The sequence below is a fragment of the Vibrio sp. THAF64 genome (genome assembly GCF_009363455.1).
Classification (GTDB): domain Bacteria; phylum Pseudomonadota; class Gammaproteobacteria; order Enterobacterales; family Vibrionaceae; genus Vibrio; species Vibrio coralliilyticus.
In genome coordinates, this window is record NZ_CP045356.1 from 781,389 (window position 1) to 806,802 (window position 25,414).

Consider the following 25,414-nt stretch of genomic DNA (forward strand, 5'->3'; position numbering starts at 1 on the left):
CAATTTACACCAACACTCTATTGCCCCCAAGCATTCTTTCTCGTCTGAACCAGATATAACGCAACGCTGACAAGACATAGACCAAGCATCACCCAATAAGCGCCCGCTAGGCCAAGCCATTTCGCTGACAGGCCTGCACTCAAATATGTCACCAACCACCAAAAATGAGTCAACGAGAAATGCGCGGCAAAATATTCACCACTCTCTTTACCTTCGACTGCGGCATTAATAATGAGCCCAGATGTCGTTTGAATGCATGACATTCCGATACCCAGCGCAAAGCACATCAAGCCAAAACCAATCCAGCCTGGTGTCCAGGTTCCGGCCAAAAACGCCAGAGCAATAAAGACTAAACCGCGTAAATGGTAGCGCTGTGGTTGATGATGTTTAAGGAGTCGAGGAAGAAAAATCGCTACCAGCATGGACCCTAATCCAACCACTAACATGGCCATCGCCGTTTGGGTCTCGCTCCCATGCAGAATGTCGTGTACATAGACCACAGTATTCACCAAAACCATGGCACTAGCAGACGCAGCTGCCAAATAGGCATACCAAAGTGCACGCAGACTCGGCTGCTCTAAATACGCTGAAATTCCACTTAACACTGAGCGAAAAGAGAGTTTTTTTGGCTGAACATTCAGTTCTTTCCTTTTGGGTAAGGTACATAGAATGATCAGTACGCCAGACAATAAGAAAGTCATCGAATCAAGCATAAACAGCTGACGAAAACTGATCACACTCAGCAACAATGCAGTGAGCATTGGGCTAAAAATCTGTTCTAAATCATAAGCTAATCGGCTGTATGAGAGCGCTCGAGCATAATCATCTTTATCCGGTAAAACCTGTGGCAAAGTGGACTGAAACATTGGTGTGAACCCTGCCGAACATGCATTGATAACAAACATCAACACGTACACTTCCCACACTTCAGTGACGAAAGGGAGGCAAGCAAACATAAGGGCACGGATGATATCCAGAGCGACCAGCGTCTGGCGCTTGGGCAACTTGTGAGCCAAAACACCAAATACTGGCGCTAAGCCAATATAGGCCAGCATCTTGAGGGCGAAAGCGATGCTCAGTACTGCCCCTGCATTTTCTTCCGCTAAATCATAAGCGAGTAAAGCTAAGCATACCGAGCTCACTCCTGTGCCAATCAGGGATATCACCTGCGCAGACAGTAAGCGAACATAATTCACGTTCTGCCACAAGGTAGAAGGCTTCAAAGCAACGGTCATTACTCTCCCTCCCAAAACGCTTTAATGCCTGACACCAAAGCACGTAGCCAGAGTTGGAAGGTATCCATCAGCCGACTGGTAAATGAGCCTTGGTCCACCCCGACCTGACTTACGACGGGAGCAGTAAACACTTTCTCACCGTTGAGACTCCAGATGACCTGCCCCAGAGAGTCTCCCGCTGCAATCGGTGCCTGTAACTGGGATTCGACGACCACCTCCTGCTTGAGCGAGTCTTTCATGGCACGTGGAAAGGTCAAGTACACAGTTTCTGCCACCGTTACAGGGACGTTTTCCTCAGCTCCCTTCCACACTCGGCTTTGCATAATAACTTCGTCTTTTTTCGCCACTTGGACGGTATCAAAAAAGCGAAAGCCGTAACCAAGTAAGTTGCGTGAAGCGCTGGTTCTCGCCTGCTGGCTTGGTGTACCCATCACCACAGAAATTAAACGCATCCGCCCCTCTGTCGCAGACGAGACAAGGCTGTACCCCGCGTTTTCGGTATAACCTGTTTTACCACCATCCACATTCAGTGAGCGATCCCATAACAGCTTATTTCGGTTGTACTGTTCGATGTCATTCCAAGTAAATTTCTTCTCCTGATATAGCTTATAGACCTCAGGCACGTCCTTGATGATCGCGCGCATCAAGTTCGCCATATCCTTTGGTGTGGTTTGAATATTGTCGCCATCTAAGCCATGCGCATTGATAAACTGTGTGTTTTCCATGCCAAGCGTCTGCGTCCAACCATTCATCAAGCTAACAAAAGCGCTTTCACTGCCTGCTACGTGCTCAGCTAGCGCAACCGAAGCGTCATTTCCCGATTGCACAATCACGCCCAACATCAGGTTACGAATGCTGATTTCGTCACCCGGTTTGATGAACATTTTGGATGGCTCCGGAAAATTCACCGACCATGCATTACGGCTGATTGTCGCTTTGTCATCCCAGCTAAGGCGACCAGCGTTTATCTCTTGTCCAACAACGTACGCCGTCATAAGTTTGGTTAAACTCGCAGGAGCCAAAGGCGTATCTGGGTTTTGTGACGCAACTACCTGACCGGAGTGGTAATCCATTACGACATAACCTTTAGCATTAATCTGTGGTGCATCAGGTGTAATAACAGCCTCCGCGGAGGCAACGACCAGAGTACAGAGCAAGGCACAAAGTTGAGTCCATTTGATCATTTTGCCACCTCACTACTCAGCGCCGCGAGATCACCGATATATTGTTGTCTGTCTCCTTTGCCATTTGAAATGTACTGGTGAGTTTCACTGCCTTTTCCACACACCACGATCAAATCACCGGCCACACTCAATTGCTTCGCAAATTCAATCGCTTCAGCTCTGTCACTGATTTCAAAATGCGGAACTTTGGACACTTGCGATGTGAGTGCTCGAAATATGTCTTCCTGATCGACACCCATGGGGTTATCTGAGGTAAAAACTGCCGTATCTGCCAGTTGCGAGCACAGAACGCCAATGCCACTCGCGTCCTGAATCCGATCTCCCGTTACTCCGGTCACTACGATTAAACGCCCCTTGGTATAAGGTCGAACGTCTTCCAGCAGCTTACTGAGTCCATCAGCATTGTGTGCATAGTCCACCAATCCGGTCGCTCCATTGTTAAGCGACAAGAACTGAGCACGGCCATCGGGCGCTACTATGGTTTGCAATGCGGCCGCTATCCGACTAGATTGCCAACCGAGTGAAAGTAAACTCGCTGCAATCGCCAAAGCATTTTCGACATTGAACGTGAAAGGCATTTGAGAGTTCACATCAAAACACTCGCCGTCAATTCGGAGTTCAAAACACGAGCCAAAACGAGTAGTACGTACATTGGTGGCGAAAACATGCGCTTGAGCATTCTCAATACCAAAAGTCACCACGTTCACTCGCCCACTCGCTCGCTCAATCGCCGCTGCTGCATGCGGGTCATCAAGGTTGATCACCGCCGTGCCATTGGGTGCAATACGATCAATCAACTGCAACTTGGCTTGGACATAAGCATCTTTAGTCTTGTGATAATCGAGATGGTCGCGGCCAATATTGGTGATGATACCAATCTGCAGCGACACAAATCCGGCTCTGTCCTGTGCTAGAGCGTGACTACTCAGCTCCATAAGATTGAATTCAGTTTCGCGTTGCGCCATCTGATGGAAGAGGTTCAGTAACGTCACACCATCGGGGGTTGTGTTCTCAAGCGGGTAATCGCTACCCGCCAACTTCGCGCCCAGCGTTCCGATGTAAGCACTCGTCGTTGTCTGGTTCAGGATCTGGTTAAGACAGTGAGACACGGTGGTTTTACCATTGGTTCCAGTGACGCCTATGTGCTTGATTTTCTGGTGGGGGTGACCATAGTAAGCCTTCACTAAGGCTAAACTCTGATAGTAGCTATCGGTCATTATTACCGGAATATCAATATCTAACGGACGATTCGCAATCACCGCAACAGCACCCCGACCGACCGCTTGTTGCGCATAACTGTGTCCGTCATGGGAGATCCCTTCACGACATACAAATACATCATTAACTTCAATCTGCGCACTGTTCGTTTTGAACTGGTTGACTGGCAGAGATTTTAAAACTTCTATCTGTGAGTTGATGGCTGGGGTTGGCATAGAGTTCTTCCCATTAACGAAATTACTTCGAGTATAGGAAGTGAAACAAAATCAGTGAAATCGAATGATTTTATCATCTACATCGACTACATTGATATTCATGGTTAATCACTGCTTTGAATGAAATGAGCGACAACATCAACTGGCGACGCGTAGATCTTAATCTGCTTCTGACCTTCGACGCCCTATACAAGCACCGCAGTGTTTCGGCGGCGGCAAAACATCTTCATCTTGGTCAACCTGCAACAAGTTACAACCTCAAAAGGCTAAGGGAGCTACTGGACGACCCCTTGTTTGAACGAGGCGGCAGCAGCATGACTCCGACGACGAGAGCGATGGAAATTGAACCTAAAGTTCGTCAGATCCTATCTATATTCAGTCAGGACATCATGCCTAAAGCCGCGTTTGAAGCTGACAGTTTCGACGGCACTTTCAAAATTGGCTTGAGCGATTATGCGGAACAAGTGTATGGCCCAGAACTGTTTGATAAGTTGCAACAGTTAGCGCCAAATGCCAAGGTGCTGTTCAAACCTGTTGATGTCAGCAACTGTGTTGAGGCATTAGAGAAACAAGAAGTAGACCTGTGTATTGGCGTGTTTTCAGATCTCCCTCCAAAAGTCACCTCGACCTTTCTATACCGAGAGAAACATTTGTGCATCTTTGATAACAGAGTGCTGGGTTCCGAGCTCCCACTCTCCCTAGAGACCTACCTAGCCACGCCGCAAATGATCATAACGGCCAGTCAGGAGCTGACTACTAAGGTTGACGCCACATTATCGAGTATGGGGGTCAAACGGAATGTGGTGTTGGGTAGCACCCGTTTTCTCACGATTCGAAGAATGCTCACTGGCCGTCGCTTGCTTGCTGTCATGGCAGAAATGGTGGGAAGGGTTGAACTGATCGACGACAACCTCACTCTTTGCCCACCACCTATCAATATTCCTGATTTTGATATCGAAATGGTCACACTCACCCGAGACAGCCACCACCCGAGAATTCTCTGGTTATCGGATTGGGTCAAAGAAGTCATCCAGCATAAAGTGGCGGCCCTGCAGACAACGTCCAATTAGGCGCGCTATCCTTTGCTCAGAATTGACCTGATAGGATTGGTTATCCGCTTCAACCAGAGTAAAGTAGCCCGACTTCAGAAAAGGAAATAATAATGAACGCTCAAGCATTTATTGACGCAGGACTGCATTACATCCCCCACACATTCTCAGTGCCACTGGATTACTCAAACCCAGCACAAGGACAGATTGATATCTTTGCGCGTGAAGTGTCTCTCGTTGAAGATAAGAATTCGTCTAAACCGTGGCTGGTTTATTTTCAAGGTGGGCCAGGGTTTCCATCACCACGCCAAAACGGCAATAACGGGTGGATAAAACGCGCGCTGCAAAACTACCGCGTGTTGCTGCTTGATCAACGGGGCACTGGTAACAGTTCGGTTGTTAATCACCAAACATTGGCCCATTTACAGCCACAACAACAAGCAGAGTATCTGAGCCATTTTCGCGCTGACAACATAGTGCGAGATGCGGAATTCATCCGTGAACAGTTCGGTGTCGATAAATGGGCTATCCTAGGCCAGAGCTTTGGTGGCTTCTGTTCTCTGACTTATCTGTCTCTGTTCCCAGACAGCTTGTCGAGAAGCTACATCACAGGCGGCGTGCCTTCTGTTTCCCGCCACCCAGACGATGTCTATCGTGCGACGTTTAAGCGCACGATGGAAAAGAACCAAGCGTTTTTTAGCCAGTTCCCGAAAGCTCAGCAGCTATGTCAGCAGATTGCTGATCATCTTTTGCAAAATGAAGAGTTTCTGCCCAATGGCCAGCGTTTTACCGTTGAACAATTCCAGCAAATTGGAATTAACTTTGGCGTTAGTGATACTTTCCTACCCACTTACTACTTGCTTGAAAACGCATTCATTACCGTGAATGGTAAGCCTCAACTTCGTTATGAATTCCTCAATAGTATGTTGATGGAACAAAACTTCCAGACCAATCCGATTTATGCCATTTTGCACGAGTCTATCTACTGTCAGGGTTTTGCTTCAAAGTGGAGTGCGCACCGCGTTCGTCAAGATCATCAGGCGTTTAATTATCAGTCGGGGCAGCCATTTTACTTTACTGGCGAAATGGTATTCCCTTGGATGTTTGACCAATATGTAACGTTAAAACCGTTCAAGCAAGCCGCAGACATACTGGCAGAAAAGCAAGACTGGGCACCGCTATACAGTGCTGAGCAGCTTTCAAACAACAAAGTACCGGTCAGCTGCGCGGTTTACGCCGATGATATGTTTGTTGAAATGGACATCAGCCGCGAAACTCTGGCAATGATGCCCAATGCTAAAGCGTGGATAACAAACGAATACGAGCACAACGGTCTTAGAGCCGATGGCGAACGTATTTTCGACAAACTGTTCGAGATGGGTGAACAAACTGCCGCCAATCTCACGCTGGTTTAACGAAATCAAGGCGAACACTGAGATCAATTGTTGGTGTTCGCCCTGTCAAATCGTATAATTTCCTTATTAGTCTGTTATTTCTGGATTCAGAACATGTCTTCAAAATTTATTGAACGAGTTTGGTCTCATGCTTGTGTCACTATGGAAGAAAAGCTCATCTTGCTCGCTCTGGCAGAATTGTCCGATCGCAGCGGTGCAGTAATTACCACCATGGCGGAGTTGCAGGAAATGACCAACGGTTCTGAATCCACAATTGACCATGTCCTTGGCAAACTGGCGGTTGAACAAGCCATTATTTCACTAAGCAAGACGTATACCCGTAAGCAGGGGAACATCAAGTGCAAAATCAACGTTGGTAACCAGCACTCTATTCCTGTGTATGCCACCTCAGAGCCGATCGCCAAAGTGCCGCAATTCCATAAAACGCAGGTGAAGCCACTCAATCCATCGGCTTCCAATGGCAAAATGATCAACCTTGCTGAACTGTCACCTAATGTGATCGAGTCGTGGGCAGAAGTCATTATGTTCCGCACTGGTTTCGCCAATCAGACCAACGTCTGGGCAAGCTTTGTGGAAAAAGTTCAGGCCATTGGTCAGCCACTGATGAGTCAGGATGACCTTAACAGTCGCCTTCACGCCCACCTGCACACGGAAAAGAGTTACGGACAAGGTAAAGGCTTTAGTAATAAAAAACCTGCAGCGACCAAAATGTCACCCAACCAAGCCTTCAAGAAAAAGATGGCGAACTTCAACTTTGATTTTGACGACTAGGTAAAAGATGAAAGATATCAACGAGATCGCCTCTTCTTGGAAGCAAAAAAGTCAGGATAAGCCCGCTCAAACAACTCAACAGGTTACCAAACCTAGCATCCCCGTTGTTCAGCAAACTCAAACGCCTGCCGCGCCTGCAACTACTTCGAACCAGATGCAAGTCAGCAGCGAGTTCAATCAGGATTTGAAGGATGTGCTTCGTCCCTACTCTGTAGAACAACGTAAGCACATCATGGGTTTCTTTGGCAAAATGCAGGAGAACTTCTCCACTCAGTTCACTCACATGTACGGCTCAGAGCCGGATGATGAATTTGCGGCGTTTGCCTCTGAGCTTTCCATCGATGATGTTGAGCGCATTGTTCATCATCTACGTGAGCGTTTGGTGGCAGGTAAAGAGTGGCCACCCGCGTTGGCTCTGCTCTCTATGCTGAAAGACCTTCCGCTCAACAACGAAATTCTTGAAGCTCGCCATCGCATTTTAATTAAGAAAGATCCGCAAACTCGCGTTGAAAAGTACATCTTTAACCGTAAAAACAGTTACCTGAAATCGCTGTCTGAGAAAAATCTCGCCGAAGAATTCAAAGTGCTATACATCAACGCGTATCAAGAAGTGCAGAACAACCTCGATCAGACACTCGACCAAAGAGAAAAAGACGTCGAACAGAACGTGCTCAAAGTGGAGCCAACAGAAACTGATCGTGAAATTGAGCGCCGAATGACACAAGGTATAAGGCCTAGCGGAAAAGTCGGCAGCATTCTTTCTCGTATTGATAAACTGCGTGGGGCGGGTGAAAGCACGTCGGCAGAAAACGCGTCGGAAGCGACATGGGAAGAGGTGACAGAACCTGCGAAACCAGTTAAACAAGACACGATCGATCGTGAGCAACAAGCTTTGATGGAACAGATTCTACGAGAAACAAACGGCGACAATGAGAACCTTTAATATTCTGAAGAAAGAGCGAGATTTCTTTCTCGCTTCCACTGGGCGTTCGCATTGTAAAATCATCATTGACGATTACAGTCGTGACTTGCCGCTCGGTGAAGTTGAGCTGCATGTTGAAGAAGTCTCAAACAAATACAAGTACTACTCCAACGAAGCCATTTTTAAGCTCACACTACCCCTTGAAGAGCAAAGCAGTATCGACATTTGCACGCTCAGCAGTGGCCGTAAAAATCAATTTCTTTACAAGAAATGTCTGCGACTCGGCGGCAAATGGGAAACGATTCTCGGCCAGTGGGTATTTTCCGCGTCGGTTGAAGATAAAGTGCGTGAACTGGAAAGTATTATCCGTTCTGAAGAACAGTATTTTGAGGTGACATTCAAAGAGACCGTCACTCTGACCAATCAAGAACTGACCTTGTTTGGCTATCCGGTGGTGCTTTCCTCATCTAGCGCATCGGTGAAAACCATGAAAGGTATCAGATTGCATCGTGGTGATATCGCCGTGATGGGAAATCGAACTGTCGTCGTCGCAGGGACGAAGATCCGACTATTTGTCCCATTGGAGATGAAAGACAATCCTGATTTTCGTGAAGATTATCTCTGTGCGACAGAGGTTGAGAAGAAGCGTAAGCCCAACAAGAAAACGACTTACTCTTGGGAATAAGGTGGTTTGCTTCCCTCACAGCAAAACGGAGGGAAGCGAATGGCTATCAAGCCATTGAGTGAAGGCCAATCATATTCCCTTCTGTGTCCGACACCACGGCGATAAAGCCATGAGGACCAATAGAGAATTTGGAGTGTTCAACTTTCCCACCAGCGTCAGCGACTCTGGCCTCTTCAACGCTGCAATCTTGGCACGAGAAATACACCATCGTGCTGTTGCCGCCTGCTGAAACACCTTCCATCTTCGCCAATGCGCCTGCCGCACCATACTGTTCCATCACAGCAGGGAATAGCCACATCTCCACACCCATTTTGGCATCATCGTTCATCTCCTCCAGCGTGACATCAAAAACCGTTTGATAAAACGCCTTCGCTCGATCCATGTCGTCAACATAAATCTCAAACCAACCTACCGGATTTGTTTGCATAGTCCGTTCTCCTTTTGTGCGCCGCCCGGTCTGTTAAAGGTAGACCATCCCAGTTGATAGCGTGGACTTACGACGATTCATTCGCACAATCGAAACATTTAGTGACGCTCTTTTGCAGCAAGAGGGAGTTAGGGTAAGTAATCACATTGCCTTCAGGGTGTTTAATCAGGGTATGAAACATACGTATATCGAGAATGGTCCCCTCAATATCTTCCCCGTCGGCAATTTTAATCGCATCGCCAATCCGATATGGAAAAACAAAGAAAATCAGAAAGCTGGCTGTAATGTTGCTCAAGATTGACCACTGAGCAATAAAGCCAACACCAAGAACAGTAAAAACAGACGAAAGAAAAATTGAAAAACTTCCATAGCCAATCCCACTAGCAATTAGATAAACAGCGAATAGGAAACCGAAGTAGATCAGGCTGAAGCAACGCTTAATAAACAGGGTACGACTTAGGCCAACTTTCTTAGCAACCGCCAGCGTCGTGATCGCTTTGTCCGTAAAACGAACCATGATCCAATAGATAATGATAAATGTCAGTGCGAGCAGAATATCGTACTCCTTAAGCACCGCAAAAAACCTCGCCACATTTTCCAGCATGATGATCTCCTCTCGATTTCTGGATTCAATCATGCAGGAACTGCACTGAAAATTTATCAACGGTGGATAGCCATTTAATAAAATCACTATCTAAGAGGAACAAGACTCCCACATAAGCTCACTGCACCCACCTTTAGGTCAGTTAAACAGATAAAGTACCGATAAAATAAATATCAAAACACTGATATATAAGAATTTATATTTTTATTCCCAGCAAATAGCTTGATGAGATATTGCTAACGATTCGGTAATTAAAACCCGTTCGGATTAGGAAATAATACACTCCTGTTCAACCTACACCAGGAATCTATTATGACCTTTATCGCTATTAAATTGCTTTTTGTTCTTGCCGCACAGCTACGTAAAAAATATCGAGCTAGCCGCGTGCAAGCTTAATCGACAATGCTCAGCCTTTTGATCACCCAACTTCTTATGCTCTGGGCAATCGTCGACCCTATCGGTACCGTCCCGAACTAAATATCACAGCCAACAACAACTAGGTTGTTGGCGTTGTAATGCTTCTGATTGGGCTGCGTACGTTTGCTACCTCCTCTAACTAATCGTTAACTGGTTATCACTATGAATTTAGACATTGCCATTATCTTCGGCACTTTGCTGGCACTGGAAATTATCCTCGGTGTCGACAACATCGTTTTCATTTCCATCTTGTGTGAACGACTCCCGATCCACCTTCGCAGGCGTGTGCGAAACCTTGGTATCGGCCTCGCCGTGGTGTCACGAATCGGCTTGGTGTTCTCAATCAGCTGGTTGATGTCTTTGACAGAACCTTTGCTCACCATCAGTGAATATGACTTCACAGGTAAGGCGCTCATATTGCTGTTGGGTGGGCTGTTTTTGCTGCTTAAAAGTTTGCACGAATTGTGGCATTGGTTGGGGGCGAAGACCCAAGCCCATTCGCGTACGTTAAGCACTGGTGTGGCCGTCATCATTCTACAAATCATTGCGGTGGATGCCGTATTCTCTATCGACTCAATCATCACCGCGGTAGGCTTGACTAACGACATCAATATCATGATCGCAGCAATCATCATCTCAGCATTAATCATGATGGTATTCGCCGATAAAATTCAGGGGGCAATATCGAAGTACCCTGGGCTAAAAACTTTAGCGCTGCTGTTCTTGGTGCTTCTTGGTGGGTTATTGATTGCCGAGGGGGTAGGTATTGTGGTCAACAAAGGTTATGTCTACGTCGCGATGGCATTCGGATTGATTCTGGAAGGTTGCCATATCTTGCTGAGCAAGCGTAAAGCGAGCAACAGTCAGGTTAACGCTGCAAATGATTTGAATCAGTTGGGCTAAGCCCTCGACTATCAAACAGAAACAAAAACGCCGGAATCACTCCGGCGTTTTTTCATTTACTGCTCTGGGCTTATATCTTCGAGAATAGGGTCTAAGTTACTGTCAAAAAACAGTGGCCCTGCCAGATTGAGCGCCCGCATAGAAGAATTACTCTGAGTCGCTTTTAAGTACAGCTCTTTAGCACCACCAATGTTTCCTCTCGCTTCTTCTGCTTTTGCCAGCAAAATGTAAGTCAGATTAGATTGCTGCTGATAAGGCATGGATAACAAAATACGTGAAGCAAGCCTAGGGTCATCTTTAGTCAGTGCCATAATGGCGTTAGCTTCATAAACTCTTGGTGAAGCGCCTTCCTGCAGCCTCTCAACTAATGCGGGTTCATAAAGCTGATTGAGCTGAGCAATCTTTGCACTCTTATTTTCCTCATCGGTAAAGAACACATTCATCACCTCTCCGATGTAGTTCACCGCAATCACCATCGAATTATCAGGTGACGCTTCTTTCGCGGCTCTGAATCGGTTCAAAGACCCCATAAAGTCGAAATTTTTGTACAATAAGCCAATGCCATTCATCATATTTTCGAGCGTCTGTGGGTCACGTGGCATTTCCTCTAGCGTGAGTAAAATATCGCGCTTAGGCACCTCAATGAACATCGAGCTCAGTACGTCATCCAGCATTGCCAAAAAGGTCGCATGAAATAGAGAGAGGTCAGTGGAATAACGTCGATTTAAATGTGTTTGCTCAGATACGCGATTGTAATACTTCATCGCCAGCTTTTGCTTGCCATCCTTGCCTTGCTTGAGCTTGAAGCTCAGCTCAACCGCAGCCAGTTTAGAATGAGGCTCTTCGTTCACAATACGAATATTGCTGTAATAGTCGAGATACTCCATGAACTTGGTCACCATGCCATACAGCTCCGGAGATTCTTCAATTTCAGGGCTGAGATTAAGCACCACATAACGTGATTCATAGTGCTGAATGTTATCGACCGCTTGATGTTGGTGGTCAGCTTCTGAAGTGGAGTTTGCCCAGTGATTGGCGATGAAGCTGGCTTGCAGCACCACAACCACACCTAAAGCCCAGGTAAGATAGCTACGCTTGGAGCGTGCAGGTTTGTCAGCGACGAAAGTCGTCGGTGCCACAACTTCATCGTCCGATTCTACCAAGTCACTAGCTGTTGAAGGCGACGATACTTCCAGCTTTTCGACTGTCACTTCAGCGTCAAACTTGTAACCGCGCTTTGGCACAGTCACAACATAATTTTTGTGAGATTCCGTTTTGTTTTTAAGGACCTTGCGCAGCTCAAATACTGCTTGGGTCACGACCTGATCCGTCAGGATTGTTCCATTCCAGACATGCTCGATCAATTCATCACGAGTATGTGTCTGCCCCGGATACTGACAAAAGAACTCAAGTAGCTTAGATAGCCTTCTATCAATATTAACCGTTTCGTCAGCAAAAAAAATCTGCCCTTCGTTTGGAACAAAGCGCCATTCATCAACAATAAAACAGGTACCTTTCTCTAACATATTTGGAAATCTCGCCCCTATTATTTCGTTAATTCAGATTAAAGATAGTATACAATTAGATGATTTTGTTGGATTTATTATCAATTCTTATCGACTTCATTGTCGTTCTACCCAATGGCTCACAAAAGCAGACTCTGATCGAATCAATTCTATGTGAAGATCTTCTATATCCAGTCCATAAATAGGTTTTGGTAGCTTCAGTAATTCATCCTGTTCACTGGTCAGCCCAACATCGTTCACACCAAAGGCAAGAACGACAACAGACAAGGTTTTAGCGGTTAAATTTAGCATCTCATTACCATCGAAGTTCGGAACCAAGGCTCCACGAATACCGAAAAGAGAAAGCATTCTATTCATCCACTAACGCATGTCATAAAAATAGAATAATTAAATAATTCATAAGGATATGACGAAAATTGGATGTTTTGTTTATCTTAGTTTTATCTTTTTTATCTTGTTACACACTAGTCTGTTGCCTTAATTAAATAGTCCTAAGGAGATAGATGTGAAAAAGCCTTTCACCGTTCTCATACTTGCAGCGGTATTTGGTGTTGTTGGCTACAGCAGCGTAAAAAGCTATGCCGAGTGCGAGGATCAGGAGATACTCTCCGTCGATAAAATGACCTGTGAGCAGTTCAACGAACTGGAATTGCAGACTCAACCTGTCGTGATGGAATATCTCTTGTCATGGAATTACAACACGGATGAAGTCGCCGTTATTATTGAAAGCAACGGAATTGAAGCGTATATCGATGAACTGGCGCAGCAATGCCGAGACACACCAGATATCATGTTGCATGATATCGTTGTCGACGAGCATCACTCATAAATTATCCGCTATCAGAAAAGGGCGCTCAGGCCCTTTTCATTTTTACTCTTCGGAGAGTGTCATCTCTGTATAGGCTTGCTCACTCATCAAGTCATCCAAAACCTGATTCAGCTTACTCCGATTTCTCACTGTCTGACCTGCGATAATGATGTGCGCCATACCATTTGCAACGGCAAGATGGTGCTTTCTCCAAATCGCTTCAGAAGGCTTAGGGAATACCACGATGGTTGAATTGGCGTTTCGCCAGGCTGGAATATTATGCTTGTTAAGTACCTGAACCGTTTCTTCTGCCAGTTCAAGACAGCTTTGAATTCGCTCTCTTTTTTCTTGTTCGCTGGTGCTTCGAATAAACTTCCACAGAAACAAAGGCGTTAAGCCATTACGCGAGCCCGTCAGCGTTTTATCTGGTGCAGCAATGTATTCAATCTGATGGCTGATCTTATCGGTGTGCTCTTTTAGGGCCAGCACCATGCCACACGGAATCGGTGAGCCCAGCATCTTATGGCCAGACACAGATATTGAGTCAATGCCGTCTCTGAATGAAAACTTGGGCGGGTTGTCTACGTAAGGAATGATCATGCCATGAAAAGCGGCGTCCGCATGTAAGTAGTACTGATCGCGGCTAAAGCCTGCGTTATACAATCGAGCCTGAATCTGCTCTAAGTTATCTATTGCTCCGGACATGGTTGTGCCAATATTGGCGAAGATAATTGGTGGTTTATTCGGGTTTTCCTTAAGAGCGGACTCTAGCGCGTCATAATCCATTTCGCCATTCGCCTGAGACTCTACAACACAGTGCTCGACGTTGAGAAAGCGAACAATCTTCATCACCGAATAGTGAGTATCCTTAGAGAAGTACACTACACCGTCAGGGAAGCGTTCACGTGCCAAGTAGCATCCGTACATATTGCCTTCAGTGCCACCATTGGTGACATAGCCCCAAGCTTTTTCTGTGCTGGTATGAAACAGCTGACAAAAGTACTCAACAACATCCTGCTCAAACTGAAAGGTATTCATTGGGTAGTTCGACGTTTCCGCCCAGTCACCAACATTGTTAATGGAAAACTGGAAGAAAGACGATAGGTCCTGATAGTCGTAATCTGTCGCAACTGGATATCCCAACATCTGATGTTGGCTGTCGAGGCAAACTTTGTAAAACTCCCTAAGTCTTTGAGTATCATCATAAGAAAGTGGCATGTTCAATCCTTTACGTCCGATTTATCGACGTCTAAATGCCCTTTTCAACAAGCAATTACAACAATAAATCGAACGCTAAATTCGGATGTGTGACTGGCGATAGAAAACCACTACATTTAGCTGATGAAAGACTAAGAGAGTAGTTGTTAAAATATTATATATATCAATTATTTCTAGTTAAAAACATTGATGTATCTGCGCTTTTTCAGGCCCTTAAATAGTGACTTTGAACAATAGCACCTAGATGGGTTTCACTCTTATGCAACTTGAAATTCAATGGTTTCACTAAGCTACCAAACAGCGGCGCGCCACCACCAAGTAATACTGGAATAGTAGTTAGGACCATCTCATCAATCAGGTCTTGCTGAAGGAAGCTTTGTACTGTTTTTCCACCATCAATGTAGAGATCTTTGTAGCCCTGAGCATTCAATTCATTCAATACATCCTTCAGCTCACCTTTGACCAGAAAGACCTTGTCTTCATAACCTTCCGGCACCTTGTCCATTGTATTGCTCAATACAAAAACAGGTTTGGAATAAGGCCACTCGCTGCCAAAGCCTAAAACCACATCCAATGTATTTCGCCCCATCACGAGTGCATCGACGCGTTCCATGATTGCGGAGAACCCCATGTCATGATTGTCTGGGTTCGAGACAGAATGCAGCCAATCAAGGCCACCTTCTTTATCCGCGATATACCCGTCTAGACTAGTAGCAATAAACACGATGTTAGACATAAAACAGCTCCGATAGTGATAGGTAAAACGAACTCGACACCATTAATTCTACAATGTAGAATTAATGAAAATACTATAACGAGATAACAAAATGACTGTCAAGAAGAAACGCGGAAGACCAGCAGGAGAAAAAGCTCAATTGGGTGAGGAACGTATTCTTTCGGTTGCAAAATCAATGATGAAAGAGCAAGGAAAAATTCCCAGCATACGGGCACTTGCCAGCGAGTTAGATGTCGACGCGATGGCCATCTATTACTATTTCAAAAACAAAGATGCGCTGCTGGAAGCCATCACAGTTTCCTTGATTGAAGACATCTATCTGCCTAAAACTAACGAAAACTGGCAGCATGAGCTCACGCAGTTAGCAACCAGCTATGTCCAGTTGTTGAAGAGCTATCCAGGATTATTGACCACGTTGCTCAGCATGGAATCTGTCAGCCCAGCGATGGTCTTCATTGAGCGTTTCAAATCTATTATCGCGCCATTGTCTTTAAGCGAAGCGGAAGAGCGTAATGCCATTGATCTTTTGGCGGACTACCTACACGGGTTTGCTTTAGCCCTTAACTGCAACCCTAACACCGACCAACTCGATGAAAACATGATGACAGGGCCGCTTTCACTCTATTGCCGAGCTTTAATGTCTGGTCAATAACGTAGGAGCTATGCTGCGCAGTGACAGGGTAAGCAGTCAATCATTTCCGATTTAAGCCAGTTGACGAATGGCGCACTCAGTGGCGAATGATGATCGGCAGCCTGGATGGCAACATAGTTGTGCCCAGTAAGAGAAAACCCCAAAGGCGCAATTAACCGCCCTTGCTGAATGTCATGGTGTACCAGTGGGTAAGAACCTATAGCGATCCCAAGCCCGTCACTTGCCGCCTGCAAACAAAAATAGAAATGAGCAAAGCTTTGCTGGGATTTTGTTGTGACTCCTGAGAGAGACGAAGCGTTTAACCACTCTTGCCACGCTGTTAAACGCGTTTGAGAATGCAGCACCTTGGCATTTTGTATATCACCTTGAATGCTCTCCCAGTATTCTTTGGTACACACTGGCCCCGCCCACTCTTCCACCAAAGGAGTTATCTGATAGTGCGACGGGATCGGGAAATCATCACGACGAATCGCGACATCCAGCCCCGCATTGACGAGATTGATTGGGCCGCCTGCCGTGGATAAGCGGACATCTGTCCCTGTTTGAGAATAGAATTCGTCCAGCTTGGGCATCAGCCAGCGCATGGTAAGAGTGGGCTCACAAGACACTTCCAAAGAGTGAGCATCGAGGCTGTTTAGCTTGGCAACACCTGCCGATAAAGCGCCAAACGCCTGCTCGGTATAGCTCTTGAGCAGTTGCCCTTCTTCCGTTAGCACCACATTGCGGCCTTGTTTGTGAAACAGGCGCTTATCCAAATACTGCTCTAATGTCTTGATTTGCTTACTGACGGCCCCATGCGTCAAATTGAGCTGATCTGCTGCCTGAGTATAACTGCTGGACGATGCGGCGATGTGGAATGCGTGAAACGCTTTAAGGTGACGCATATGTGAAATTATCTCACAAGTCTTTGGCGATAGTTTCGATTATAGAAAGGAGGAAAGCTTCCTACAATAGCTGCATCTTATAAACAATATACAAAGGTTCACAATGGAATTTGTTAGTTTAGCCGTGCTCGGTTTCTTTATTGTCATTAGTCCCGGTGCGGATTTTGTCTTAGTGTTGAGGAACAGTGTTCAACAAGGAAGAGCGGCAGGTGTTTGGACAGCCATTGGCATTAGTACCGCGATTACGGTTCACATCGCCTACTCTATTCTAGGTATTGGTTACTTAATTTCACAAAACCTTTTTCTTTTCCAATGTCTGAAATATCTCGGCGCTGCGTATCTGATTTATCTAGGTATAAAAGGATTTTTATCCAGCAGCCACGAATTAGAGCAACAAGCAGGCATGGACAGCCATCAAGCTCAATGGCGCTATGCATTGCAAGGCTGGCTATGTAACGCATTGAACCCAAAAACCATGTTGTTTTTTGTCAGTATCTTTAGCCAAGTCATTTCTCCAAACGGCGAAGAAATGACTCTAGCGCTGTTTTACGGTGGCTATATGATTCTGCTCCACGGGCTATGGTTTGGTTTAGTGGCCGTCCTGTTGACTTCGCCAACACTTCAAACGCGCTTGCTGAAATTGAAGAAAAGGCTAGAACAAGCCTGCGGCATTGCGCTTGTCTCTTTCGGCGCCTTATTGGCAACCAAAGCGTGATAAGGATCAGTCAAGCAGTTGCTTGAGTTGCTCTTCCAACCATAAGAGTGCCGGCCCCTTACCTGAACTTTTCAAGGTCGCCACATCCACAGGTGGGCTCCAAGTTTTGTGATCAATCGAAACATGCAACTCAACCAAGGCGCCTGACTCAATAGCAGGATCCACCATGTGAGCAGGCAGATAGGACCAACCTAAGTTGCCATGCAGAATAGTGTGCTTGATCGAGCTAAAGCTGTTTGACCACCACACCTTGGACGCCAGCACGGGAAATTGCTGTAGGGTAGCGCCTTGGTCACCACGCGGTAACAACTGACGGTATTTGATGGCATCAGTGATCGTGACCGTATCCAGCTCAGCCAGAGGGTGAGCAGGATGGCAGATCGCTTTAAACGGTAAATGCCCAATAAAGCACGGGTGAATGTCCTGACTAAAATCCAAATCAGTAAACATGATGCCAATGTCTGCCTGACGTGAAGTCAAAGACTCGACGACATCCATACTGGCGGTCGAAATCAGTTCAATCTCTGTAGCCGGAAATCTCTCAGCAAACTGGAGAAGTATCTTCGGAAAGTTCGGCACCATGAGCGCATCATCCACGGCAAGGCGAATTAGTTCCTCATCGCCGTTTTCAATCGATTCCACAGAGGCGTTCAGCTCTTCCACCTGCAAGACAATCGCTTTGACCTGCTTAAACAATTGACGCCCTTCACGGGTTAGCGTCGGCTTACGCGTCGAACGATCAAATAGCTGAATATTCAGATCAATCTCTAGATTGTTGATTCCCTGACTCACCGCTGACTGCACTTTGCCCAATTTTCTCGCGCTGGCGGAAAAGGAGCCCTGCTCAACGGCTTCAACAAACATCCTTAGTTGCTCAATGTTATACATATCATCATTCGTGATAGTTACTATCTTTATACAATCATAAATATCGATACTATTTATAGCAAATAATCAGTACATAAGTGAGAGAGAAACAATGTCACATAAAGAACGCATTCTACATATGGTGCTATTTGAACTGGTTGCCTTGATTTTAATGGCGACGCTAGCAACGCTGATCACTGGAAACGGCGCGGGCAAAATGGCGGGGCTTGCAATCGCACTATCGCTGATAGCGATGGGTTGGAACTACATTTACAACTATGGTTACGACAAAGTATTCGGCGCAGACCGCAGTAAGCGAACCGCCAAAGTACGTATTCTGCACGGGCTCGGATTCGAATTAGGCATGATGATCATCTCTTTCCCAGTTCTAATGTGGACATTGCAACTCGGATTCTGGTCAGTATTAGTCATGGATATTGGCGTGGTGATTTTTTTCGTCCTTTACTCCATCGGCTTCAACTGGGTTTACGACACTATTCGTCAACGTATTACCGCTCAGCGACTAGCCACTTCAGCATAAACACAGATTCACGGGCTTTGGTTTTATCAAAGCTCGTGGTATTTAGCCGCTATTCGCTTTACACTTCGCTTATTACTCCGCAAATCCACTTCATTAATGCTCACTATTTCAAACACAGTCACGCTTCAGGCATGGGAGATTCAACTAACGGCAATCCGCGCTCAAGGTGCCGGTGGCCAGAATGTGAACAAAGTGTCTTCTGCGATACACCTGCAGTTTGATATTAAGCACTCAACACTTCCTGCGGTGTATAAAGAGCGCTTGCTGGCCTTAAATGATTCACGAATCTCGAAAGAAGGCGTTATCACCATCAAAGCGCAGCAATACCGCACTCAAGAGCAGAACAAAGAAGACGCACTTAATCGGCTCGCCGAACTGATTCGCTCAGCTAATGTTGTACAGAAAAAACGCCGCGCAACCAAACCTACAAGAGCTTCGAAAGAAAGACGCCTAAAAGCCAAAGGGATAAAATCACAAACTAAATCCTTGCGCGGTAAGGTGAGCCACTAAAATATCCTTAATACCCCTTCAAGATTGGGGCGGCCTACTAGACTCAAATAAATAACCAAACTTACCCAACATAACTAGTGTTTGGAGAAACCTGCCTTCAGAAGGTTAAGCAGGCATCAACCCTTAACTTTAAAAATATTAAAGATAGTTACGCCAGCAACTCATCGATTTATTAAGTGATGAGTTGCTCGTTCAGCTAACACCGAAGCATAGAGTGCAACGAGAGGTCGCAACAACTCCCACCACACTTCCTCATGTGAAGCCACCTTTTCAAGCCGTTCAATTTTCCATATCACATTGGTTGCATTCATCATTTGTGATCTACTGCCTTTCACCAAAATATAAAACCAGTAGCATATGCAAAATTTTTATTAAACTCCTGTTTTTATTTATATTTATGATGATTATGCAAAGTAAATTATCACTATTTATAAGGCCGAGGTCGTACATAAAAACAGCAATGATAATTACAACGAGGCTAGCTGCTATGACGCACACCTACATAGATCACTTTGGACCAACAACTACACATCATTACTTTAATCCAGGAAAGTACTTGAGCGACGAAGCACTTTTAAAGATTTACGATGAGTTACTCTCAATCAATGGACGCGCCAAGAAACCAGTTGATCACAGACTGTTAGATGCCGCTGATGATGTAGACGCGATACGTAACAAATTCCAAAGCATGGTTGTCGGCATCTTGTATAAAGAGCAACAAGTGCCTATTGGATTTTTGGTGAGCCCCATTATTCGCGAAGGTAAGTTAACCGTTGTTCACGCAGGACTCGTTGTTATCGCAGAAAACAATGGGACGAATCTTTTGGCACTCGCCACCGCAGGCTTAGCCAAAGTCATTTACAGAAAATATCGACGAGTCTATACCACCAACATATCTGCAACGCCCAGGATCATAGAAAATTTCAGCCGTTTTACTGTAAAAGGATGGCCTACCGCGGAGTCCAACCAAATCAAACCACCTTCTAAAATCTATGCTCGAGTTGCAGAAACGCTGGTAAATGGTTATGTCAAAAAGTACTTCCACAATCCGGAATCCGTTACCTTTGACTCGAAGCGTTTTGTTCTCAGCTCAGAAACCGATGAAATGGGGTTTGAAAAAGACTACCGCCAGTTACCCAGAGCAAAGCGCCACAACGTAAACAGCTTTGTTATGACGTGGATTGATACTGAAAAGGGAGAAGACATTCTGCAAGTTGGTATATTTAACACTTGGGTTGCATTCAAAACCTGGATTCAAATCAGTCTCTATCGATTGATTTTAATGGTTAGCTCTGGACCAGCCTATCAAACCAAAGAAGCTGTCACTGAACAATCTACCGAAGGAGCCTAGTGATGGACTACTCACGTAACTGGTTGTTCGTCTCGCCTACGGAACAGCAGCAACTAGCCTCTACCAAACTTTTGATCGTAGGCTGTGGAATCGGTGGGGTCGTAGCAGAACTGGCTCTTCGCACTGGCATCCGGCATATCACCATTGCCGATGGCGATACCATTGAGTCAAGCAACCTTAATCGACAAAACTTTACTTCCCACGAGCTTGGTAAGAACAAAGCGTCAGCAGTTGGAGACCGACTGACAAAAATAGATGCGACAGCATCAATTAATGTTATAGACAAGTTTCTGGACGAGTCAGACTTGATGGCACATATCCCTGAGCATGACTTTGTCATCAATACCATAGACTTTGATGCACCTGAATTCCCTCTCGTACACCATATCTGCAAACAGCATAAGAAAGTGGAGATTTTTCCCATCAATTTAGGCTTCGGGTCTGGGATGACATTGCTCGATCACACGACGCCAGGTTGGCTGGAGCACTATCAAGTCGCTCATCACACCGAGATTAAACAGGCTATTCTGATGCACTTGCTTCACTCCGGTGCCATGTCCGACTATTTGGTAAAGAGCGCAGAGACTTACTACGCAAAACAAGTGGAATACGACTCGCAGCTCGCCATTTCTTCATCAATTTCGGCATCAATGGCTATAGGTGCTATCGTTGCGATAACCAAAGGTAGCCCCGTTGCCAAATTCCCTCAGTTCCAATACGTCGATGTAATGGCGCCAACGGTTTTGTAGGGTGTTCTTCTGATCATTTCGGGACCAAAACTGGCTAATTAAGTAAAAATCCCTCTTCGAAGAGGGATTTTTAACCAGAGCATTAAATATGTATGTCTTGAGGAGTAATTAAGACTCTTCCATTCCATCTCGCCATGCCGATAGCACTTCAATATGACTTGGTTCTATGCCACAACATCCACCAATAATACTAGCGCCGAGCGAATGCCATGTTTTTGCGAACTCTAAATATTCCTGAGGAGAAAAATGACGCAGCGCCTGCACAGTGTTATTCGCCTCATGGCTGGTATTTATTGGCGTAAAACTGTTTGCAAACACACCAATCGCTAGCTCACGCTCCAGTAGGCCAACCACGTTATTCACCGCTTTGATCGCTTGCTCAATAACCTCTGGAATTGAGCAATTAAAGAATATTCCTTTAGCCTCACTACTCAACAAAAGCTCTACTGCTGATGACACCGACTCACCAGATCGAAGACGAGCTGGTTGATTCACTTCATCCATCAAGGTGAAGGCAACAAAATAAGGTCTATCCGTCTGCGAGAAAACGTCCAAAACAACCTTTGCTTCTGCCAAACTCGATACAGTTTCCGCCAGCCATACGTCTACATACTGGTCTTGAGCCTGAAACAACAACGAACTTATTTCATGGGCCTTAGCTTCCTCAAAGAGGTCAGGACGATATGAGCCCAGAGGAGGAGGAAGCGAGCCCGCAACCACCACATTTTTTCCTGAACAATCCACCACTTCACGAGCAATTTGAGCTGCACTTTTTGCCAGCTCTTTGCCTCTGGACGCATACAGTTCTTCCCCTAGATGAAAAGGAACACAAGCATAGCTATTCACTGTGATGACCTCTGCCCCTGCATCAATAAAACCTTGATGAGCTTGCTTTACATAATGTGGGGATTCAATCAGAGCTTGAGCACTCCAGAGAGGTTGAGAGAATGGCGCTCCGATGCGTTTTAATTCGCGACCCATACCGCCGTCAAGTATCGTAACTTTGTTCATTTTGGACTTCTATACTGCTAAGTACCCTTAAGGCAATTCAATCACATTAATGCGTAGACAAAAGTGATAGTTTCTCATTATTAACATGAACAAACTTCAAGTTTATGTCTCTAGTATAAAATAACGTCAATGTAAGTGAAGATCTCTTTCTTCAAGGTACGAGATTGAACCACAGCTGAAGTACACTATCTTGGCCGACGACCAGTTTCACACAAGACTCATTCGAGCTTCTCTAGGTGTAATGAGTGATCGACGATATAACCTTGATATCGCTCTAGTGCACCTTCAGGAATCGCGAACGGCAAACCTCCCCAAGAGAGCTGCGGAACCGCTCTTACATAGGGTAAAACGCACAAGTCTACAAATTGCTGTTGAGTGTAAGGAAACGATATAAAATCGGTTTTCCACTGATTAATATTTGCGATCAATTCTTGGACAGAACGGTGTTCCTCACATCCCGCAAGGAGCTCTGGGCTCGGCAAATAATAGGATGTTTTATACCCTGATGCATGGAAATCAGCGAGTGCAGCCGCGTTTTTAGATTCTACAATTAGACGTTGCCTGTCTTCCTTCTGATTAAAGTAGCGGTTCAGATAGCCTACAATAGTTGGGCTAATTTCAGGCGTTAGATTTTTCAGATCTAACCATAAACGACTGCTTATCGGTACAATATCCACAAGCTGATGGAAGTAGAACGCCATTGATGCATGTTCAGGATAGTGGTAAATATCCAGCGCCTCTTGGTCCACATTCCAAACCGCATCAAACTCGAATGCCTGATAATACTTAGCGTACGTTTTTGCCCGCTCAGGACTGTTTGTTCGGTGAGCATAAACATGCTCAGGAATACGATAGCGTTCAAAGAACAAAGATAACGCTAGTGGATCTTCAACGCCGTATGAATCAGCATCTAACTTACCTTGTTCCAAAATAGTGACAACGGGTAATTGATCACAGCTTGCAACCAACCCTACTTTCTCGACGACTTTACAGCTGGAATAAACGGCAAAAACCCTGATCGGCCTCAGCTTATCGAACGTCAGCAAGATAAGAACAGATGTGAAAATTAAAAGATAAATTAATGAGCGTTGTATCTGCATTGCTGCTGCCCCGGATAATAAAACTCAAATGAAAAGTCACTAGGTAAGGTTTTCGTCACACCCTGCACAGAGTAATAGGTGAACTCACTGGTTGACTCTGGTGGCTCTATTTTCATACCGAGTGTTGATAACAAGACTTCAGGAAAGTAAGCGCTGTTAAACAGCAGATGTTGGTTATCCCGGTAACAGTTAATCACCTCAGACATATTTTTCCCTAGCGAACCAAAGACAAGGTAAGGCACGGCAAGCTCGTCTTCGATCCGAATAGGTTGAAGCCCATGCCCTTTCCCAATAACTTCACCATGATCGGAAAAGTAAACCAGTAAGCTGTTGGGTTCATCTTTAAACAGCCCAGAAATCAGTGCATCCAGAATCGAGTCTGTGAAATGAACAGAGCTCAAGTAAGCGATTTCAATGGGTGAAACATCAGAAGCAAGCGTGAGTTGCTGCTTGATGGCATCAAAGTGGGCTTGGGGCAATGCTTCACCATTTCTCACTGAGTAGTCAGCATGCTCGCCAGATAAATGCAGCACAACAAACTGATGCCCATCATCTTTGTTTAGCTGCTTTACCACCGCTTTGGCTGCATCAATATCTCGCCAAAGCTGTCCTGGCTCACCAGTATGGATAACATTATCTGAGGAAGTCGCTACTTTAGCGGTGAACGAGTCCCAGCGAGTGTAGAGCGCTTGGGTGGTAACCCAGGTAGTTTGGTATCCCATCATCCGGGCAACATCAATTAAGTTCACATAAGGCAACCCTTGGTACAACATTTGATTCGCCGAAATAAATGAGAACGAACGAGGGACGGATTCTCGAGTGTTGGGGGCAGGAGCAAAAACGCCATCGACCACGGTGACAAGGTTACTGTCTTCGATATAGCGAGCCTTCAGCTTTGGGCTCGAATTTATCTGACTACCGTAGAGAGAATAGGATGCTCTTCGTGAAGACTCTCCAATAACAATGACGATATTAGTAGGAATAGCGAGAGAAAAATCAGGCAACACATGCTCTGGCAAATCTTGTCCGTAGCTCAAGTGGCTCTGATAACGCTCATAAAAAGCCAAGGCAGCAACTCTGAAAATATTGTATGCGGGCGTGTCCTGATAAAGGTACAAAGTATGGACGTAATCTTCAGCTATCTGCTGTTTGGCTTCAGGGTCAAAGTTCCATTTAAAAACAGGTAAAGCGGTAGCCACAACCAAAACACTCAACAATAACGTCATTCGGCGCCATCCCTGAATAGGCAAGTAGGCTTTCCAGAAACAATACAGCCCTATGGCGGTGGATAGAAAGACCGGAACCATGATGCTCCAGTTAACGAGTTCAAAATAACCGATAACTTCTTCGCTATGTGTCAGCAGTATTGAGTGGAACGCTCCCGTAGAAACAAGGCCTCCCGTCAGAACCAAAGATACGATGCTGAACAAGCACGATAGAGCGAACAGAAGTTTGATCGCCTTACCCAACCAGCCTTTAAACGTCATGATAAATAACAGTAGCAGCACGCTCATCAGCGCGAAGTAGTAAGTGAATATACTGCTTAACTGCATGGTAAAAACGAGCGGAACGAGAAAAGGAAGTAAACCAACTACGCAGTACACGACAGCAGTTTTATTCATCGCCTTCATAGGCATTCTCCTCAATAACGACTTGCGCATTCAATCGATACAGCAGAGAACATGCCAACTATAAAATCTT

The 25,414-nt window shown here is 45.5% G+C and carries 27 protein-coding genes; 13 read left to right on the forward strand and 14 right to left on the reverse strand.

Translation table 11 applies throughout. From position 1 onward, the window contains the following. Window positions 1-17: 17 nt before the first annotated feature. The 3 genes from FIU99_RS20070 to FIU99_RS20080 are packed head-to-tail and all read right to left on the reverse strand — an operon-like array spanning window position 18 to window position 3,852. Window positions 18-1,235 (reverse strand): MFS transporter, encoded by a 1,218-nt coding sequence (locus tag FIU99_RS20070; protein ID WP_006960352.1) that lies wholly within the window; start codon window positions 1,233-1,235, stop codon window positions 18-20. Then, on the reverse strand, window positions 1,235-2,419 hold the full coding sequence (locus FIU99_RS20075; protein ID WP_006960350.1) for a D-alanyl-D-alanine carboxypeptidase family protein: 1,185 nt from the start codon (window positions 2,417-2,419) through the stop codon (window positions 1,235-1,237). Before FIU99_RS20075 ends, FIU99_RS20070 begins: the two co-directional genes overlap by 1 nt. Then, on the reverse strand, window positions 2,416-3,852 hold the full coding sequence (locus tag FIU99_RS20080; protein WP_006960348.1) for a Mur ligase family protein: 1,437 nt from the start codon (window positions 3,850-3,852) through the stop codon (window positions 2,416-2,418). Before FIU99_RS20080 ends, FIU99_RS20075 begins: the two co-directional genes overlap by 4 nt. Window positions 3,853-3,977: 125 nt before the next feature. Here FIU99_RS20080 and FIU99_RS20085 point away from each other — a divergent pair, with 125 nt between their 5' ends. The 5 genes from FIU99_RS20085 (at window position 3,978) to FIU99_RS20105 (ending at window position 8,694) form a co-directional block, all read left to right on the forward strand. Continuing rightward, window positions 3,978-4,922 (forward strand): LysR substrate-binding domain-containing protein, encoded by a 945-nt coding sequence (locus FIU99_RS20085; RefSeq protein WP_006960346.1) that lies wholly within the window; start codon window positions 3,978-3,980, stop codon window positions 4,920-4,922. A gap of 92 nt (window positions 4,923-5,014) precedes the next feature. Continuing rightward, window positions 5,015-6,316, forward strand: coding sequence for an alpha/beta fold hydrolase (locus tag FIU99_RS20090; RefSeq protein WP_006960344.1), 1,302 nt, complete (start codon window positions 5,015-5,017; stop codon window positions 6,314-6,316). A 93-nt stretch (window positions 6,317-6,409) separates the two neighbouring features. Then, window positions 6,410-7,087, forward strand: a complete 678-nt coding sequence (locus tag FIU99_RS20095) for a hypothetical protein (protein WP_006960342.1) — start codon at window positions 6,410-6,412, stop codon at window positions 7,085-7,087. Between the two features lie 7 nt (window positions 7,088-7,094). Further along, window positions 7,095-8,030 carry a hypothetical protein gene (locus FIU99_RS20100; protein ID WP_006960340.1) on the forward strand — a complete coding sequence of 312 codons (936 nt, stop codon included), beginning with the start codon at window positions 7,095-7,097 and terminating at the stop codon, window positions 8,028-8,030. Then, on the forward strand, window positions 8,017-8,694 hold the full coding sequence (locus FIU99_RS20105) for a hypothetical protein (RefSeq protein ID WP_006960338.1): 678 nt from the start codon (window positions 8,017-8,019) through the stop codon (window positions 8,692-8,694). The genes FIU99_RS20100 and FIU99_RS20105 overlap by 14 nt, the downstream gene beginning before the upstream one ends. 46 nt (window positions 8,695-8,740) lie before the next feature. Here FIU99_RS20105 and FIU99_RS20110 read toward each other — a convergent pair whose 3' ends face one another. Next, a complete protein-coding gene (locus FIU99_RS20110; RefSeq protein ID WP_006960337.1) occupies window positions 8,741-9,121 on the reverse strand; it encodes a VOC family protein in 381 nt (126 codons plus the stop codon). A 67-nt stretch (window positions 9,122-9,188) separates the two neighbouring features. Continuing rightward, complete coding sequence (locus tag FIU99_RS20115; RefSeq protein ID WP_006960335.1) at window positions 9,189-9,725, reverse strand: mechanosensitive ion channel family protein; 537 nt, start codon at window positions 9,723-9,725, stop codon at window positions 9,189-9,191. Between the two features lie 579 nt (window positions 9,726-10,304). On the opposite strand from FIU99_RS20115, the gene FIU99_RS20120 reads away from it, so the two are divergent. Further along, window positions 10,305-11,045, forward strand: a complete 741-nt coding sequence (locus tag FIU99_RS20120; RefSeq protein ID WP_006960333.1) for a TerC family protein — start codon at window positions 10,305-10,307, stop codon at window positions 11,043-11,045. Window positions 11,046-11,101: 56 nt separating this feature from the next. Here FIU99_RS20120 and FIU99_RS20125 read toward each other — a convergent pair whose 3' ends face one another. Together FIU99_RS20125 and FIU99_RS20130 are read right to left on the reverse strand one after the other, a co-directional pair. Beyond that, entirely contained in the window at window positions 11,102-12,571 is a 1,470-nt protein-coding gene (locus tag FIU99_RS20125; RefSeq protein ID WP_006960331.1) for a winged helix-turn-helix domain-containing protein, read from the reverse strand. Window positions 12,572-12,667: 96 nt separating this feature from the next. Beyond that, on the reverse strand, window positions 12,668-12,919 hold the full coding sequence (locus FIU99_RS20130; protein ID WP_006960329.1) for a hypothetical protein: 252 nt from the start codon (window positions 12,917-12,919) through the stop codon (window positions 12,668-12,670). 157 nt (window positions 12,920-13,076) lie between these two features. Here FIU99_RS20130 and FIU99_RS20135 point away from each other — a divergent pair, with 157 nt between their 5' ends. Beyond that, on the forward strand, window positions 13,077-13,400 hold the full coding sequence (locus FIU99_RS20135; RefSeq protein WP_006960328.1) for an HdeA/HdeB family chaperone: 324 nt from the start codon (window positions 13,077-13,079) through the stop codon (window positions 13,398-13,400). Window positions 13,401-13,442: 42 nt separating this feature from the next. Here FIU99_RS20135 and FIU99_RS20140 read toward each other — a convergent pair whose 3' ends face one another. Together FIU99_RS20140 and FIU99_RS20145 are read right to left on the reverse strand one after the other, a co-directional pair. After that, window positions 13,443-14,597 (reverse strand): histidine decarboxylase, encoded by a 1,155-nt coding sequence (locus FIU99_RS20140; protein WP_006960325.1) that lies wholly within the window; start codon window positions 14,595-14,597, stop codon window positions 13,443-13,445. 205 nt (window positions 14,598-14,802) lie between these two features. Then, entirely contained in the window at window positions 14,803-15,333 is a 531-nt protein-coding gene (locus FIU99_RS20145) for a dihydrofolate reductase family protein (protein ID WP_006960323.1), read from the reverse strand. Between the two features lie 91 nt (window positions 15,334-15,424). Here FIU99_RS20145 and FIU99_RS20150 point away from each other — a divergent pair, with 91 nt between their 5' ends. Next, on the forward strand, window positions 15,425-15,985 hold the full coding sequence (locus FIU99_RS20150; protein ID WP_006960321.1) for a TetR/AcrR family transcriptional regulator: 561 nt from the start codon (window positions 15,425-15,427) through the stop codon (window positions 15,983-15,985). 8 nt (window positions 15,986-15,993) lie between these two features. Here the strand turns inward: FIU99_RS20150 and FIU99_RS20155 are convergent, their stop codons facing one another. Then, on the reverse strand, window positions 15,994-16,869 hold the full coding sequence (locus FIU99_RS20155) for a LysR substrate-binding domain-containing protein (RefSeq protein WP_006960319.1): 876 nt from the start codon (window positions 16,867-16,869) through the stop codon (window positions 15,994-15,996). A gap of 103 nt (window positions 16,870-16,972) precedes the next feature. Between FIU99_RS20155 and FIU99_RS20160 the strand changes: the two genes are divergently transcribed. Beyond that, window positions 16,973-17,584 carry a LysE family translocator gene (locus FIU99_RS20160; RefSeq protein ID WP_006960318.1) on the forward strand — a complete coding sequence of 204 codons (612 nt, stop codon included), beginning with the start codon at window positions 16,973-16,975 and terminating at the stop codon, window positions 17,582-17,584. Between the two features lie 6 nt (window positions 17,585-17,590). Here FIU99_RS20160 and FIU99_RS20165 read toward each other — a convergent pair whose 3' ends face one another. Next, window positions 17,591-18,472 (reverse strand): LysR family transcriptional regulator, encoded by an 882-nt coding sequence (locus tag FIU99_RS20165; protein ID WP_039951903.1) that lies wholly within the window; start codon window positions 18,470-18,472, stop codon window positions 17,591-17,593. Between the two features lie 91 nt (window positions 18,473-18,563). On the opposite strand from FIU99_RS20165, the gene FIU99_RS20170 reads away from it, so the two are divergent. The 4 genes from FIU99_RS20170 to FIU99_RS20185 all read left to right on the forward strand — a co-directional run bounded on the left by FIU99_RS20170 (window position 18,564) and on the right by FIU99_RS20185 (window position 21,602). Beyond that, window positions 18,564-18,992, forward strand: coding sequence for a PACE efflux transporter (locus tag FIU99_RS20170; protein ID WP_006960316.1), 429 nt, complete (start codon window positions 18,564-18,566; stop codon window positions 18,990-18,992). 96 nt (window positions 18,993-19,088) lie between these two features. Beyond that, entirely contained in the window at window positions 19,089-19,502 is a 414-nt protein-coding gene (gene arfB / locus FIU99_RS20175; protein ID WP_006960314.1) for an alternative ribosome rescue aminoacyl-tRNA hydrolase ArfB, read from the forward strand. A 556-nt stretch (window positions 19,503-20,058) separates the two neighbouring features. Beyond that, window positions 20,059-20,853 carry a hypothetical protein gene (locus FIU99_RS20180; RefSeq protein ID WP_039951900.1) on the forward strand — a complete coding sequence of 265 codons (795 nt, stop codon included), beginning with the start codon at window positions 20,059-20,061 and terminating at the stop codon, window positions 20,851-20,853. Between the two features lie 2 nt (window positions 20,854-20,855). Continuing rightward, a complete protein-coding gene (locus FIU99_RS20185; RefSeq protein WP_006960308.1) occupies window positions 20,856-21,602 on the forward strand; it encodes a ThiF family adenylyltransferase in 747 nt (248 codons plus the stop codon). A gap of 108 nt (window positions 21,603-21,710) precedes the next feature. On the opposite strand, the gene FIU99_RS20190 is transcribed toward FIU99_RS20185, so the two are convergent. The 3 genes from FIU99_RS20190 to FIU99_RS20200 form a co-directional block, all read right to left on the reverse strand. Then, entirely contained in the window at window positions 21,711-22,613 is a 903-nt protein-coding gene (locus FIU99_RS20190) for a homocysteine S-methyltransferase family protein (RefSeq protein ID WP_006960306.1), read from the reverse strand. 218 nt (window positions 22,614-22,831) lie between these two features. Continuing rightward, a complete protein-coding gene (locus FIU99_RS20195) occupies window positions 22,832-23,713 on the reverse strand; it encodes a hypothetical protein (protein ID WP_006960303.1) in 882 nt (293 codons plus the stop codon). Beyond that, entirely contained in the window at window positions 23,692-25,344 is a 1,653-nt protein-coding gene (locus FIU99_RS20200) for a phosphoethanolamine transferase (RefSeq protein WP_006960301.1), read from the reverse strand. The genes FIU99_RS20195 and FIU99_RS20200 overlap by 22 nt, the downstream gene beginning before the upstream one ends. Between the last annotated feature and the right edge of the window lie 70 nt (window positions 25,345-25,414).